A 15,050-nucleotide genomic window follows, 5' to 3' on the forward strand; every position below is an offset into this window, starting at 1 on the left:
CAATTTTTGGGAACGGCTTTTTGGCTGCGACTACTTGGCAATTTCGCGGCGAACACCGTCGATAATCTCCGAGGCCGCGGCGAAGCTAGCAACCTTTTCACCATCTTTTAAAAGCACCCCGGCCGAGCCTCCCAAGGGGGAAAGTTCCCGTAGCGAATCGCCTTCGATAGTGACTGCGACGCAATCGAATTCGGCCGTCGCCAGAGGGTTCATCAAGGTCGCTTTCTCATTGGAAGCCGCGTCTTTGGAAAGGACCAGGACGTAACCATCGAAGTTGTTGATTGCGGCATAGAGGTAGTCGGTGTGGACCACTGGCAAGAACTTCAGGCTACTGGTCAGGTAGGGAGTGATCTCTTCCAGGACTGGCGCGAGTTTGGTGTGTTCGAATCCCAGGGAGGCCATTCGAGTGAGGACTCCGTAGGCGGTGCCCCATAGAGATGGACCGAAGATCATGGACTCGCCATGGCTTGGGAAGGTGAGAACTTGCTCGTCGACAGCTCTTTCCAGCAGTCGGTGTTTTTCGTTGGTAAACTCTTCTAACAGAATGGTGGAAAGCTGGCTCGCGGTTTGCAGGAGATCGGGATTCCAGCTGACCCGATACCATTCCAGAAGGGCGTCGATAGTCAGGGCGTAATCGGATCCGAAGCCGGGCACCGCTCGATTTCCCTCTTGGCTGGGAATGCGCAGGAGGTGTCCGTCTTCCTGTTGAAAGCGGGTCAGGATCTCGTTCCCCAGACTCTCGACCGCGGCCAAAGTAGCGGGAGAGGGATTGGAGGACTGAGCGCGCGACAGGGCGGTGAGGAGGCGGGCCTTGGTGGTTAGAACGGACGTGCCTTCGACAAGGGTGCCATCGCTGGCTTGGAGAATTTCGTTGCGGCGAGCGAGGATTTTATCTTTGGCGCTGGCGAGAAGGGCCTCGGCTTCTTCCGGGCTGCGGTCGGTGGCCCGGGCGAGTTCTTCGCCGAATTTTTTGAGTCCCAGAGTATTGCGTCGGAAGAACTTTCGGGACGGGTCGTCGGGATTGGGCACATTGCCGAGGGCCCGTAGTTGGAAGGCGGACTTGGCGATTGCCAGTTCATCTTCGCTTAGGATTTTGGAAAGCTCGTCGATACTCCAGACATAGCCGAGGTCCTCGGTTTCGCCGGGGCGCACGGCGTAGTTTGAGAGGGGACGGTTGGCCAAGGCGTCGAGGAGATCCCGCACCGCGCGTTCGGTCGCCGGGGTCTGTGGGCTGCTGGTCATGGCCGATAGCATTTCCGCTTGGGTTTCGAGCTTTTTGCTCAAGGCGGGAATCGCAAAGGTGCGGCTGCTTCGGCGAACGAAGAAGTAGTTGTCAAGGGGATCGCGAATGGCTGATTGAACGAGGAGTTTGATGGAGTCTCGGGTCGCTTCGGTGGCAGTTTCTCTCAGGCGGGGAGGGCAGGCCGGATGGTGGGCGATGCGAGCCAAGGTCGTAATCAAATGCCCGGGCGGAATGCCCCCGGTATTGTCGAAGGCTTGATTGAGATTATCGTAGAGATCACAAAGGGACTGGGCCGCGAGGAAGAGCTCCGAAAGGGTGGCCTGGCTCGCTTGTTCTTCCGCTTCCTCGGTTAAGGTCAATGCCTTGTCGATTCGATCAAGACGCCCATCATTGTCGTAGCGGCTGTTCTCGATCACGTAGCGGTTGGACTTCTCCCGGATGGCTTGCACCGTGTTCTGGGCATTGCGAAATCCTAAAAGAAAGTCGTCTCCGCTTCTGGCGTTGATCGGAATCCAAGCGACCGGGTTGCCCTCGTGGCTGAGCCAGAGGAGGTAGGGGAATGAGATGGGGTCCCGGCGCTCGTTGGAGAGAAGGTAGCAAGCGAGCGTGAGCGAAGGGTCGCTTTCAGAATCAGCGAGAGCAGGCAAATAGTCCTCGTTGATCTCCTGACCGAACTTGCTTTCCAATTGGGTGAGCAGAGATTGGGAAAGGGGGTGGACGGTGGAGCCCACGAAGACGAAAATCATCTTTTGCGAGTCGTGGGCTTGTTCGAGGATGTCGGTGGACCAGGGTTGCCAATTGATCTTGGACGTCGCCTGTTTGCGCAGAAAACTGGTGGGCTCGGTCGCGAGACCGTTGCGGCTCAGCTCGGGGACCTTGATGGGTGCGGTTTCGAAGAATTCAGTATTCTCAGGTTCTTCGACGACCTCGGCTTTGTCATTCTCCTTGCAAGCTGATAGACCGATCAAAAGAGCTATCGAAGGGAGAACAAGGGGAAATTTCACCCTTCTTTGATGACAACTCAGCTCAGGAATGTCAACGGCATCCCGTTGCCCAAGAAAATGCTTTTTAGATAGGCCCGGCTGCACAAGTATTCCGTCTAACGAAGTGATTACGATAGCTGTATCGAGCCAAAAAGGGGGAGTCGGGAAAACGACCCTCTGCATCAATCTTGCGCACTCTTTTGCCCGAAACGGGCGAAAGACCTTGTTGGTGGATGCCGATCCCCAGGGGTCGGTCGGGCTGTCTTTGACCCGGCAGTCCCGTGTCCTGCCCGGGTTCTATGATTTGATGGCTGATCCGGTCTACCCCATCGATCGGTTGATTGTGCCTACCCGGCTGGAGACCCTGAGTTTGGTCGCGGCGGGGCAAACCAGCGACTATGAGCTGGGCGGAGGGGAGATGGGTGTCACCCTCCATCGGGTTCGCGAGTTTCTACGCAGTGTGGAGGGCAAGGGCTATGAGGTCTGTATCGTCGATACCGCGGCTGGTCTCTTTGGCGCGACTGCGGATGTCTTGTCTGCTTCTTCGGCGGTTATCATTCCGCAGCAGGCCGAGCCGCTGGGTATTCGATCCGTGCCAAAGCTGATGTCGGTTCTTGCCCGCATGAGGGTGGTCAATCCCGAGTTGTCGGTTTTGGGCCTTTTGCTGACCATGATGCAGCCGGGCTTGGCTGAGAGTCGCGAGGCTGCTCAGTCCTTGAAGGACATTCTTCCTTCGGAGCTCCTCTTTCAAACCATGATTCCCCGGGATGATCTTTTCATTCGAGCTAGTGCCCGGGGGCTCCCGGTGGGCGCGATGGAGAACGGAGCGGGAGCGATGGCGGTCTTCGATCGAGTCCGAATGGAGGTGGAGGCTAAGCTAACCGCGATGGCGCAGAGAAAATGAGCGATTCGATTTCAGCTTGGGTGGATAAGGACGAGATGCGGCGCTTGGCCGAGTCTCTCTTGAGCCGTCCTTTCGGGCACGAGTTGGACCGCCTTGAGGTCGATTTTGGCAGTCAGTTCGAGGGCTTTGCCCGCGAGGTGCAGGCCGAGCCTACCCGGGGATCCGCACCAGTGGCTCCTACGGCCTTGCCACCTGCTCCGGCAGCCTCGCCCGTAGAGACGACTTCCCAAGCTGCTGTTCAACCCGCTTCCGCGCGACCCGTCTTCTCTGAGGCAGAGGTGCCGGCGGCCTCGCCCAAGGAGGAAGTGCAGGCGGCTCCGAGTTCGCCAGCGGTGGAGGCGTCGTCGACAAATCCTTCGCCGTCCGTGATGCGGTCTGCGGTCCAGTTTTTGAAAAAAGCTCAGGCGGAAGGTCGGGCCGGGGGAGTGATTCGAAGTGCCCGTCCCACCCCACCGCCATCCGTTTCTCCGGACGCCGGTGATGAGGCGGTGAGTGTTTCCTCTCCACCCGTTCAGGAAGCCCGGCCGATTCATTCTCCCTTCCGGCGGGTGAGCGACATCGAGAGTAAGGTCGAGGAGGCCCAGGAGCCCATAGCCGCGCCTTCCCACCCTCCGATCTCGGTCAATAAGCTCAAGCGTCCTCCTGCACCCTCGGGTGACGACCCGATTTTGGCCCGGGTGATTCAATTTGGCAAATGGCTGAAGGGGCCGGTGGGAGTCCGTAACTTTTTCGTTTCTAACAGCGAGGGCAAAATTTTGATCGACGAGCTGTCCAACCCGAAATTGATCCAAGTGGCCCGCTCGCTGGCAGGGGCTTCCGGCTCCGGTTCGTCCGGGGAGTCTGAGCTAGGGAGTCTGCATGTCCGTATTGGTGAAGACTCGATTCTGGAGGTCGTTCCGACGCCCTCGCAGTTTGGTATTTTGATCCTTGGTCTGGTGGTTGAGCATCCGCTGCCCGAGGATCTGATTCACGAGATCCGAAAAGGCCTCGAGGAGGTGGCGAATGCTCGGCTGATTCGAAGCGCGGCCCGCCGTTCTTGAGCCGCTGGTCTCGGGCGAGGTGAATGGCGCTACTGACTTTTCCCGGAGAGCTAGCGAACTTCGATTGAAGGGGGGCTCAAAACGAGCGTGGCAAATTTTGATAGCGAAAAGTCGGAATATTTATAACTTGATTGATTTCCATTAAATTGCAGAAAGTGTTGTTTTGTTGGATGTTAATGTGTCATAAATGTCTATGTCAGTGAGCGTTGCCGCTGGCGTGCAGACTAGGATGAATCGAGGGTTCTCTTGCTTTTGCCAGTTTTCAAACCTTAGGGGAAGAGAATGGGGATAGGCGGGGCGACTTGGTTTTTCTCAAATCTGAAACCCAACATGACCATGCAAAATCAAGTATCGCATATGATAGCTATTGTGGCTGCCCTTTCTCTGGGTTCTTCAGGGAGTTGGGGGCAGGAAGGCCGGCAGTTGAGCCGGGAGGAACTCTTGGCGGCCCGGGCGGCTTCTGAAGCTCGTCAGGCCAAGTTGAAGCCCAGCGTGCCCAAGGAAAATAAATCGCATCCCACCCAATCCGGAATCCTGGACCGCTCGACCATCATCGTCAGCGAGCGCCATTGGACCTGTGTGCCAAAAGGCGCCGTGTTGTATGCCGCACCCGAGCACAAGAATCGGCTCGGGGCAGAGTCGAAAGGGACGTATCTCGATTTCAACCGGTTCATCGAGCGCAATCGTGGTTGGTTGGTGACCTATGGAGTTTCACTGCAGCAGGCTCGGGGAAAGTCTCCCATCTCGGAGGACACTCGGAAGAGCTTTGCCACGTGTGGACGGACCGTTATCTCAGTTTTCAGGGGGGGGCCGATCTCGACCCGGCCCTATCAAGAGGAAGAGGTAGTCGTTAAATAGTCGGAACAGGAACAACACTATGAAAACGAATTGCTTTCGCCTGGTTGCGGGCGGATTTCTCCTGGTTATTCCCGGGTATCTGGGAGCTCAAGCCGGATACACCAATGTCATTGAGATGGTTGAGCTCAGCACGGACGACAACCCGCCCTTGATTTGGCGGATGCCAGGCACCGTGCCGAGCCAAGGCTACGATCATCTCATTGGCGAACCCGTGCCAGAAGGGGGCGCGGTCTTCATTCTGTCAACGATTCAATCCCAGCCTTCTTTTATGGATTGGTATCTCGATCAAGTTGCGGTCGGGACCTATCTTCCCCGGGCGGAAGTGACGGTGCGAACGCATGATACGGAGTCGACGACGCTCCGAGTGCGTGCGGATCGTCCGATTGAGTTGGAGGTGACTGTGAGCGGTCTTTTCGAGGAAGGTTCGCTTGAGATCGACCCCTCGGCGGTGCAGTTGGCGGCGCGCGAGGTTCGGCTTCAGCGCTTTTCCGAAGCGTACCCCGAGCACTCCAATTCTTTACCGGGCAACGAAGTTAGCAGTCCGGCTCATACCGAATTGTCTCTCGTGGGGAATGGGACCTTTCCTTTGGATGCCGGCGACTTGACCTTCTACTCTACCTTGAGCCCCGACAGGCCGGAAAAGGCGAGAGGGGAAGAGCACTTTGTGGTTCGCTCTCTGGCAGATGCTGGTTTTGCAGGGGCCGCCCTTGAGGAAGTCGCGGTTCAGGTGTGGCCGGTTTGGGGGTGTAAGATGGAGGGAATGGAGGACCCAACCTTCCTGCCCTACGAGTTCACTGGAAGTCTGGGCCAACAGGTGGCGCGGCCGGAGGAACCGGTGTATCCAGAGGAGGACTACGCGGGGGCGCCGGACAAGGTGACCTATCAAGGGGCACCTCCGGAGATCACTTTCTCTTGGTATGATCTTTATCCCTCGACGACTGTCGGAATCATCATCAACGATGCGGCCAAACCGTATCCCTGGGGTGGAAGTTGGGTTGGTGGAACGAGCAAGGTTTTCAACGAAGACAGTTGCCACGACTACTCGATTACCGTGACCGACTGGGGTGAAATCTTCTCCGGCCCGGGACGATATGCGATCTGGATGGTGACCTACACCCCGGGGATCGGTTGGGAAGTCGGAGGGCAGTATGACTCCAACGGCAACCTCACTCAGGGGGGATGGGTGGTGCCAATTGCCCGTTCAGCCATCGGGGTGAGGGCCTCGATTATGAGCCTTAATGAATGAAGGATTACTTCTCTTCTCCCAGAAACTCGCTGAGCTTCACCTTCAAGAGCTCCCGGCGGGTGGACGGCTTCTTGGTGAGGCGTTGGAAGCGCTCGTCTTCGAAGAGAGCTTGAAAGTCGTAATCTTTACAGAGTTTCCTCAAGTCATCTCCGGTTAGGGTCACCGCGTTGATCTCCGGGATCTTGAAGACTTCTTTGTTCTCCTCAGTCTGCAGGGCTTTCGCGAGGTCGGCTTTGTCTCCCGAGATGATGATGAGCTTTGCGAGATTCAAGCGGGCGCGGTAGTCCGAGGTATTCAGCAGATCGATTTTCTCCTGCCAGGTGGCAATGGGGGAGTCGTCGAGCCATTGCTTGGCTTGCACGATGAGCGGGGTCTCACCAGCCTTTTCCGCCCCCTCGTTGACATAAGTCTGGAGGTGCTCCAGTTCTGCCGCGGTGCCAAAGTAGCGGAGGGCTGTCATCGCTCCGTAGAGGGCAACGACTCCGAGAAAGAGCCCGAAAATGGGGGCGAGTGGGTTGCGGCTGGTCTTACCTCCTTTGCTCTCTCCACCGGAGTCGCTGGCAGGCTTCTGTTTCTTCTTGGGCTTGGACTTTCCTGAAATAACCCCGAGGAAAAGTTGGATGAGAACGAGCGCCATGAGAGCACAAAGTCCACCGGCCAGCAGAGGCATCCAGCCGGCCGCTTCGGGAATAAACTGTTCGATGTAAGGAGGCGACTGGAGGAAGCCGAAAAGGAAGGCAGCTGCTGCGATCGTCAGGCTAATTAGCATGACAATGGTCTTGATGATGCCCTTGATGATGGAGACGAGGGCGAAGGCGAGCACGATGGCCACCATCGCAATAGTCAATGCCGTCTGGTCGAGCGGGATCTTGTCGAGAAAGTCCATGGCAAAAAGCTTATCCGGATTTTCGCAGAGCGAAACCCGAAACAACGTCCTTGGAAATCGAACTGGAGACCGAAAGGCTGGTCACGCGATCCCGCACTGGGCCCGCTGGCGCAGGAGGTGGTCCAGAACGACCAGGTTGGTCATGGCTTCCACAATCGGAACGGCCCGGGGAAGGACGCAGGGGTCGTGGCGACCTTTGCCCTTGAGCTCGGTCTCTTCCTTGGCGGAGGAGACGGTTTCCTGCGAGGTCATGATCGTCGCGACGGGCTTGAAGGCGGTGCGGAAGACGATGTTTTCGCCATTGGTGATGCCGCCCTGCACTCCACCGGAGTTGTTGGAGCGGGTGCGCACGCGTTCGCCGTCCATGTAGAAGGGGTCATTGTGCTCGCGGCCGGTGAGGTAGGTGCCGGCAAAGCCCGAGCCCACCTCGAAGCCTTTGGTCGCAGGCAGCGACATCATGGCCTTGGCCAAGTCCGCCTCCATGCGGTCGAAGACCGGAGCGCCCAGTCCCGCCGGGCAGTTGCGCACGACGGCTTCCACGACGCCGCCGATGGAGTTGCCGTCCTTGCGGGTGGCCTTGATGAGTTCGATCATTTCCTCAACCATCGCGGGATCGCCGGTGCGGACGATGTTGGACTCGATCATTTCCGAGGTCACCGTCTCGGGATCGACATTGGCCTGCAAGTCTTTCACACGCGAGACCCAGGCAAGGGTCTCCAGTCCGGGCGCGAGGACTTTGAGAACTTCTTTCGCTACTGCCGCTGCCGCCACGCGGCCAATGGTTTCGCGGGCCGAGGAGCGACCTCCGCCGTTGGGATTGCGGCGACCGAATTTGGCGTCGTAGGTGTAGTCCGCGTGGGAGGGACGGTATTTCACCGCCATTTCGTCGTAAGCTCCCGGACGCTGGTCCTTGTTTCGGACGTGGATGGAAATCGGGGTGCCCAAGGTAAAGCCCTCGTGAATGCCAGAGAGAATCTCGCAAGAGTCCGCCTCGTTACGGGGCGTCACGATCTCCGACTGGCCCGGGCGCCGACGGTCGAGTTCGTGCTGAATCATCTCCTGAGTGACCGCGATCCCGGGAGGGCAGCCATCAATGATCACGCCAACCCCTCCGCCATGAGATTCGCCGAAAGTCGTAATTCTAAAAAGGGTTCCGAAAGTATTGCCCACGGGCAGACCCTAACGAAATCTCTTCCTTTGGAGAAAGGACATTTCTTAGCAAAGTTCGTGTGCGGATAGTCTGTCGACCAAGAGGTTGAGGGTGATCCCTCGCATTTGAATGGTCATGGGCAGCCCAGTGTTCCATTCTGGCGCTTCCCGGTTATCAACACTGTTTATGTCCTTGTCCAATTTCCGTCCCGCGCTGAAGGCTTTCTTGTTCGTCGTTCTAACAGCTCTTTCCGGATGGGGCGAAGAAGGGGCTGCGAAACCGGAGTGGGAGAAAGTTTTTCATCGGCAAAATGTCAAAGGTACTATCGTGATTGTCGATGAGCGGAAGGACGAGCCAGTCTCCCTGGTTTTTGATCGCGGACGGGCAGGGACGCGTTTCTGTCCGGCTTCCACTTTCAAGATTCCACACGCCCTGTTTGCGCTCGATGCGGGGGTTGTTAGAGACGAGTTTCAAGTGTTTCCCTGGGACGGAAAGAAGAGGTGGCTGGAGGCGTGGAATGGTGACCAGAACCTGCGGAGTTCGATGCGGAATTCCGTGGTGTGGGTCTATGAACGCTTTGCCGAAGAGATAGGTGAAGAACGGGAGAAGGAGTATTTGGAAAGGTCTGGCTATGGAAATCAAAGCCCGAGTGGAGAGCAACCGTTCTGGCTGGAAGGGGACCTTCGGATCTCCGCCTTTGAGCAAATCGCCTTTCTTCAAAAGCTCTATCGCAACCAGTTGCCTTTTTCAAAGGAGCATCAGCGCTTGGTCAAAGACGTGATGATTGTGGAGGCTAAAAAGAGCTGGATTCTCCGTGCCAAGACCGGGTGGAATGGTTCCGTGGGCTGGTGGGTTGGCTGGGTGGAGCACCCCGAGGGAGCGGTCTTTTTCGCGCTCAATATTGATACTCCCCAGCGAATGGAAGACCTTCCGAAGCGGGAGGGAATTGCGCGTGAGATTCTCGAGTCCTTGTCAGCGCTGTGAACTAGACCTGGGGATTGGGGGTGTTCGGAGCCCGCATGTTTTTGACCAAGGTCTCCGGATAAAGCTTTTTCCAAATCTCGAGAGCCGAGCTGATTTGCTCAGCCTTCCGCGTGGGGGAGAGCTCCCAGGTGAGGGGGGCGTCCTTGGGGAAGAAGGGAAAGAGCTCGTCGTATTTGAGCTCGCCGGTGAAGGGAACCCGGTGGTCGCGGGCAGGCCACTCGACATCGTGCACATGCGCGCCAAAGAGATAGGGCTGCATCTTGCGCAACCAGTCGGCGTGGTCCAGTAGCCCGAGATTGTGCTTCAATTGGACATGGCCGAAGTCGTGCCAGTAGACCACATTGGGGTGGTCCTTGAACCGTTCTTGCAGCGCGATCATCTCGCGCTCTGTCGGCATGTCTTCATACTTGGAGCGTGACTCAATCGCGAGCTTCAGGTTCAGCTCGGCAGCTCGTTCGGCCAGGGTTTCCAAGGTATTGCAAGCGCGCTCAAAATAGAGAGGTCCGTGCTTCTCCCTCTTTTTCACGCACTTGAGCTTGTGTTTGACGTAGTCCGCGTTGTCTTGCTCCCCGTCCTTAACCATTGTGGTCAATTTGCCGGTCCACTTCTTGTGTGGCATTTGCGGGATGGAGCCCATGTGCAGAACCACGTAGGAGGCCTCGAATTCGGCCGCGATATCGAGGGTCTTCAGGGTCATCGTCATCGCCCGTTCCCGCTCGTTCGGCCGATAGGAGGTGAACTCGTAGGCATCCGGGGCGTCGATCATCACCTCCGTCGGGGAGGGGAAGTAGTTGTGCACGCCCACGCAAGTGAATTTCCCCGCCTGATAGGCTCGCTGGAGTCCCGGCAGCTTGGCAATGGTCATTCCGTGGGAGAGTTCCAGATGGTCGAAGCCCAGTTCCAGAATCTCATCCACCATTTCTTCGCCATCACTGTGGCGCGAATTGTTCCAGCAGGTGGAGAAAGCAAGCATCGGCAGAAGCTTTGCCCAGAGTCTGGCCAAGGTCCAATCCGGAAGTGAGGGAATGACGCGGGAGCGGCGGCTAGCGTGCCGTGATTTCGATATTATCGATCAATCGCACCTCCCCATAGAAGGCGGCCACTGCCATCAGGGCGGGTTCGCTAACGGAGGCCAGAGGCTGCAGGGTTTGACGCGAGACGAGCTCGAGATAGTCCACCCGGAAGCTTTCCGGCGCTCCCTTCAGTTGCTGGCGGGCGGCGGCAAGGTATTTTTCCGGGCTGCGCTCGCCAGTCACGGCCAAGTTTTGAGCTGCCAAAAGAGCCTTGCGCAGACGAGGGGCATCGGCGCGGTCATCGGCGGTTAGATTGCGATTGCGGGAAGACATGGCGAGACCGTCCTGCTCTCGAAAGGTTTCCGCAGCAATGATTTCGACTCGCAGGGACAAGTCCCGCACCATGCGCCGGATGATGGCAAGTTGTTGGTAGTCTTTCTTTCCAAAAACAGCAAAGTCCGGTGCGACGAGATTGAAAAGTTTGAGCACCACGGTGCAAACTCCATCGAAGTGACCCGGGCGGGTGGCTCCGCAGAGATGTTGTGCGAGGCTTTTCTCGAGAACTTGGATTGAGTGATCGGGAGCGTAGAATTCCGCCGCATTGGGGTGGAAGACGTGGTCGACTCCCTCTTGTCGGCAAAAGGCCAAATCATCGTCGAGAGTCCGGGGATAGTTCTTCAAGTCCCCGGGGCGATCAAACTGCAGGGGATTGACGAAGATGGAGGCCACGACCGTGCCGGAGTCACCAACCGACTCGCGGGCGCGCCGGAACAGGCTCAAGTGCCCCTCGTGCAAGGCGCCCATGGTGGGGACAAAGGCGACCGGGGAGGACCATTCGGATTGGAAGGACAGGAGTTCGCTGGCGTTGGTGGAAGTCTTCATCGATGACAGGCGGGCGGGCAGTTTCCGCTTGCGATGGCGGGGTGGCAACTTTCAACTGCGGCTTGTGAACTTTCGCCTATTCGCCTGTCTCGCTCTCTCAACTGTTTGCCTCTACACGGCGACAGCTCAGGAAGGGGTGACGGCGGCCGAACTTCCTGCCGTGGAGGAAAAGTTCAAGGTCGCCACAGTCGATATCCAAAGCCTGTTCAAGAGCCATCCCAAGACCCTTTCCGCCGAGCGGGAGATTGATTTGGCCCGGGCCGAGATTCAAAAGACGAGCCAGCTCGCCAACAACGAGATTCAGGAAAAGAAGCGCGTGGTTGACCGCCGCGTATTGGAGATTCGGGAAGGGCATGCGACTGAAACCGAGATCGCGCAGGCCCAGCGGGAGCTTCCGGTCTTGGTGAGGGAGCTGCAATTGGCGGAGAATGAGAAGCTGGCCGAGCGGAATTCTGCCAACCAGAGGCTCAACGAGCAAATGCTGCGCCGCATGGAGGGGATTTTGGCTGAGATTGTGGAGTTTGTGGCAAAGAAAGGAGAGGCTGAAGGATTCGATATGGTCATCGATATTTCGGGTGATAATTCCAGTCAGGTGGCGCCCATCTTGTTTTGTCGTGACGCGGTGGATGTGACCGAAATGATGAGAAAAGAATTGAGTAAATCTACAGCGAGCAAACGTTAAAAGACTGCCAGAATCGTTGACGGAAGGGCAAAAGCTCTTCAACGTCTTGGCCCGACGAAATCGTCCCACCCAAAAATAGTTTATGAAGACAGGAATTCTCTTTGCCGCTCTTATCGCCGTTATGTCCTTCGCCCAAGTGGGCGCGCAGGAAATTAAGGTCGCAACCGTTGATATGAAGCGTCTCCTCAAGGACTACTATCGCACCGATGAGGCCCAGCAGGAGTTGAATGAGAAGCAAGCTCTTCTCACCAAGGCAAACAACGAGAAGCAAAAGCAGATTCAAGAGCTGGAGGAGGAAATCAACACCCTGCGCAAGCAATTCGAGGATCCTTCTCTCAACGAAGCCAAGAAGAAGGAAATTTACGAGCAGCTGCAACTCAAGCAGCAGGAAGGCATTGCGATGAGCCGCTCTCTCAAGGAGTATCTCGACCGCAAGCGTCGCCAGGTCCAGGAGGAAATGCAGCGTCAGATGCGCGGAATTTTGGAGGAAATCACCAAGCTTCTCGAGGAGAAGGCCAAGGCTGATGATTATGACTTCGTCTTCGACAAGTCCGGAAATAGCACCACTCAAGTGCCCGTCCTTCTTTATTCCAAGGACACCTACGACATTACGGAAGGTCTTCTCAAAGAGCTCAACAAAGACGCTCCCAAGAAGTAACCCAGCCCTTACCCCAAGTGGATTTTACAGTTTCTGAGATCATCGCCCTCTGCGGAGGGCGTTTACGTGTCGGGGATCCTGACTTTCGGGTCAATGGGTTCGCAGCCTTGGATGACGCGGGTCCCGAGGACCTGAGCTTTCTCGGCAATGAGAAGTATATCAATGACTACCTGTCCAGTGCGGCGGGGGTCGTTCTAGTCGTGCCCCAGGCTCCGATTGCTCGCGAAGGCATGGTCCTGATCGATGTGGAGAACCCATCACTCGCATTTAGTCAAATCTGTGAGGCTGTTCAGTCGAAGCGTCCTTTTGCGGCCGAGGTTCATCCGACCGCCTACGTTGACCCTACTGCCGAAGTGGCGGGGGTGATGGTTCGGGCCAATGCCGTCATCGAGGCCGGGGCCCGAATTGGCAGAGGAACCGAGATTGGTCCCGGGGTCGTCATCGAGCGTGATGCGGTGGTGGGTGAGGATTGCATCCTTTTCGCCAACTCGGTGGTGCGTGAGCGTTGTCTATTGGGTGATCGCGTTCTGCTCCAGCCGGGAGCTGTGATCGGTTCCGAGGGGTTTGGATATGAGTTCGTCGATGGCCGGCACCGCTCCATCCCGCAAGTTGGAATTGTGGTGTTGGAAGATGAAGTGGAGGTGGGCGCGAATTCGACCATCGACCGCGCTCGCTTCGGCAAGACTACCATCGGGAAGGGGACCAAGATTGATAACCTCGTGCAGATTGGCCACAATGTGGTCGTAGGTGAGCATTGTCTCATCGTCGCTCACACCGGCATCGCTGGCAGTTGCACCATTGGCAACAATGTCACTATCGCGGCTCAATGCGGTCTCGCCGGGCACTTGGAAGTAGGGGACAACGTGGTCCTCGCAGCCCGGACCGGAGTCTCAAAGAGTATCACCAAGCCTGGAATCTACTGGGGGGTACCAGCAGTGCCAATCCACGAAGAGAAAAAGTCGGTGGTCTTTACCCGCAATGGCCCTGCTTTCCGCAAGGAGCTGAAGCTGTTGCGCAAGGAAGTGAACGAGCTCAAGGAGTCGCGAGACTCCTAAAGCGTGTAATCCACTCCGGGCTCGGGAATGGTGACTTCCGCATCCGGCATCCGTTCCGCGAGCTCCCTCTCGAACCATTGTGAGGCGGAGAGATCGCCGTGCACGAGAAAGATCTTCTTGGCACCGGATGCGACGATGAAGTCGAGAAGCTGCTCGCGAGTGGAGTGGCCTGAGAATTGATACTCTTCCACCTGGCAGTTGAGCTGCACGGGATCCTTGCTTTCGTCCAAGCTGATCAAGTCGCCGGTCGAGGCCTGACGAACGTGGTAGGAGGGAGTCGACGGGTCGGAATAGCCGACAAAGTGGACCGAGTTCGCGGGATTGGGGAGGAAATTGCGGGCGAACTTGTTCGAGACTGTGTGCTCCGACATCATGCCACTGGAAAGGGCGTAGATCGCTTGCTCCTGATAGCGAATCGGAACGGACTTTCCGCGTCGGCGGGTTCCTGCGCGCAATTCCATATCGCGTAAAATCCGAAAGTCGGGACGCTTGCGATTCGCGTTGGTGGCATAGCGGTCGTAGATGGTTGTCATCTTGGTGGACAGCCCGCCAATCGTGACTGGGACGTCGGGAAGATCGCCGGCTTCCTTGGCGTTCTGGATCATGGTCAGAACTTCCTGAGTCTTTCCCATCGCAAAGACCGGGATCAGCACCGAGCCATTGCGATGCAGGGTCTCGGTCATATCTTCGATCAGCCGGGCCACTTCCGCCTCGCGGTCGAAATCCGGCGAGCTGGGAGCGTTGCCGCGGGTGGTCTCGACAATGAGGGCGTCGAGAGGTCCCAGGTCTTCGAAGTCCGCGCCCTTGATGAGGGTTTGGTCATTGAATTGGACGTCACCGGTGTAAAAGACACGCTTGCCTTCCGCTTCGAAAAGAATGCCCGCCGAGCCCAAAACGTGGCCCGCATCGCGGAAGGTGACTTGCAGGTCCTGATCCCAGAACGGCTCGAAGGTCTTGCGGTAGTGCTGGCCTTGCCAAACCTGGCTCAATTCATCGAGATCGCCGTGGGTGAAGAGAGGATACGCGTCGATTCCCAGTTCGTCTCCCTGGCTGGTCATGACGTTGACCGAGTTGTGGAGAAGGGCATCGGCCAGATCGACGACCTCAGGGGTCATGTAGACCCTGGCGTGGGGTTGCTCCCGCTGGAGAACCGGCAGGGTGCCGATATGATCGAGGTGGGCGTGGGAGACAAAGATCGCGTCCACGGAATTCGCGTCGAGGAGGTGGAACTGCGGGACGGCCTCGTCTCCATCTTGCTTGGGGTGCATCCCGGCATCGATCACGATGTTTGTGTCGCCGAAACTCAGGTGATAGGAATTGGCCCCGATCTCGGGGGCGCGGCATAGGCTGCGCAGGGTTACGGCATGGGACACGGTGGGAGTTTTGTCTGTTAGAAGTTGTGAGGGAAAGACGGGAAAGGGTCATGGGAGGTCGGGGAACAGATTTCAAGCTTTTCCGACAGGCTT

Annotated in this window: 14 protein-coding genes; 8 read left to right on the forward strand and 6 right to left on the reverse strand. The window is 57.2% G+C overall.

Features of this window, described 5'->3' with window-relative positions; translation table 11 throughout:
* Positions 1 to 30 precede the first annotated feature (30 nt).
* Positions 31 to 2,247, reverse strand: coding sequence for a DUF255 domain-containing protein (locus IE099_RS13350; RefSeq protein WP_189570661.1), 2,217 nt, complete (start codon positions 2,245 to 2,247; stop codon positions 31 to 33).
* A gap of 103 nt (positions 2,248 to 2,350) precedes the next feature.
* Here IE099_RS13350 and IE099_RS13355 point away from each other — a divergent pair, with 103 nt between their 5' ends.
* The 4 genes from IE099_RS13355 to IE099_RS13370 all read left to right on the forward strand — a co-directional run bounded on the left by IE099_RS13355 (position 2,351) and on the right by IE099_RS13370 (position 6,274).
* Complete coding sequence (locus IE099_RS13355; protein ID WP_189570663.1) at positions 2,351 to 3,130, forward strand: ParA family protein; 780 nt, start codon at positions 2,351 to 2,353, stop codon at positions 3,128 to 3,130.
* Positions 3,127 to 4,170, forward strand: coding sequence for a hypothetical protein (locus IE099_RS13360; RefSeq protein WP_189570665.1), 1,044 nt, complete (start codon positions 3,127 to 3,129; stop codon positions 4,168 to 4,170). Before IE099_RS13355 ends, IE099_RS13360 begins: the two co-directional genes overlap by 4 nt.
* 336 nt (positions 4,171 to 4,506) lie before the next feature.
* Entirely contained in the window at positions 4,507 to 5,028 is a 522-nt protein-coding gene (locus tag IE099_RS13365; protein ID WP_189570667.1) for a hypothetical protein, read from the forward strand.
* 19 nt (positions 5,029 to 5,047) lie between these two features.
* Positions 5,048 to 6,274, forward strand: coding sequence for a hypothetical protein (locus IE099_RS13370; RefSeq protein WP_189570669.1), 1,227 nt, complete (start codon positions 5,048 to 5,050; stop codon positions 6,272 to 6,274).
* Positions 6,275 to 6,278: 4 nt separating this feature from the next.
* Here the strand turns inward: IE099_RS13370 and IE099_RS13375 are convergent, their stop codons facing one another.
* Together IE099_RS13375 and aroC are read right to left on the reverse strand one after the other, a co-directional pair.
* Entirely contained in the window at positions 6,279 to 7,160 is an 882-nt protein-coding gene (locus tag IE099_RS13375) for a hypothetical protein (RefSeq protein WP_189570671.1), read from the reverse strand.
* Between the two features lie 81 nt (positions 7,161 to 7,241).
* The gene (aroC, locus tag IE099_RS13380; RefSeq protein WP_189570673.1) at positions 7,242 to 8,330 is read right to left on the reverse strand and encodes a chorismate synthase; all 1,089 of its coding nucleotides are present in this window, start codon (positions 8,328 to 8,330) and stop codon (positions 7,242 to 7,244) included.
* A gap of 166 nt (positions 8,331 to 8,496) precedes the next feature.
* Here aroC and blaOXA point away from each other — a divergent pair, with 166 nt between their 5' ends.
* Complete coding sequence (blaOXA, locus tag IE099_RS13385) at positions 8,497 to 9,294, forward strand: class D beta-lactamase (protein WP_189570675.1); 798 nt, start codon at positions 8,497 to 8,499, stop codon at positions 9,292 to 9,294.
* 1 nt (position 9,295) lies between these two features.
* Here the strand turns inward: blaOXA and IE099_RS13390 are convergent, their stop codons facing one another.
* Together IE099_RS13390 and panC are read right to left on the reverse strand one after the other, a co-directional pair.
* Positions 9,296 to 10,267: a sugar phosphate isomerase/epimerase family protein gene (locus tag IE099_RS13390; protein WP_189570677.1), complete on the reverse strand. Its 972-nt coding sequence runs from the start codon at positions 10,265 to 10,267 to the stop codon at positions 9,296 to 9,298.
* 70 nt (positions 10,268 to 10,337) lie between these two features.
* The gene (gene panC / locus IE099_RS13395; protein ID WP_189570679.1) at positions 10,338 to 11,189 is read right to left on the reverse strand and encodes a pantoate--beta-alanine ligase; all 852 of its coding nucleotides are present in this window, start codon (positions 11,187 to 11,189) and stop codon (positions 10,338 to 10,340) included.
* Positions 11,190 to 11,253: 64 nt separating this feature from the next.
* On the opposite strand from panC, the gene IE099_RS13400 reads away from it, so the two are divergent.
* The 3 genes from IE099_RS13400 to lpxD all read left to right on the forward strand — a co-directional run bounded on the left by IE099_RS13400 (position 11,254) and on the right by lpxD (position 13,584).
* The gene (locus IE099_RS13400) at positions 11,254 to 11,871 is read left to right on the forward strand and encodes an OmpH/Skp family outer membrane protein (RefSeq protein ID WP_189570681.1); all 618 of its coding nucleotides are present in this window, start codon (positions 11,254 to 11,256) and stop codon (positions 11,869 to 11,871) included.
* An 82-nt stretch (positions 11,872 to 11,953) separates the two neighbouring features.
* Entirely contained in the window at positions 11,954 to 12,529 is a 576-nt protein-coding gene (locus IE099_RS13405; RefSeq protein WP_189570683.1) for an OmpH/Skp family outer membrane protein, read from the forward strand.
* A gap of 17 nt (positions 12,530 to 12,546) precedes the next feature.
* Positions 12,547 to 13,584: a UDP-3-O-(3-hydroxymyristoyl)glucosamine N-acyltransferase gene (gene lpxD / locus IE099_RS13410; RefSeq protein ID WP_189570685.1), complete on the forward strand. Its 1,038-nt coding sequence runs from the start codon at positions 12,547 to 12,549 to the stop codon at positions 13,582 to 13,584.
* Here the strand turns inward: lpxD and IE099_RS13415 are convergent.
* Positions 13,581 to 14,957 carry an MBL fold metallo-hydrolase gene (locus IE099_RS13415; protein ID WP_189570688.1) on the reverse strand — a complete coding sequence of 459 codons (1,377 nt, stop codon included), beginning with the start codon at positions 14,955 to 14,957 and terminating at the stop codon, positions 13,581 to 13,583. The genes lpxD and IE099_RS13415 overlap by 4 nt on opposite strands.
* Positions 14,958 to 15,050: the final 93 nt, after the last annotated feature.

It is taken from the genome of Roseibacillus persicicus (assembly GCF_014651675.1).
Lineage (GTDB): Bacteria > Verrucomicrobiota > Verrucomicrobiia > Verrucomicrobiales > Akkermansiaceae > Roseibacillus > Roseibacillus persicicus.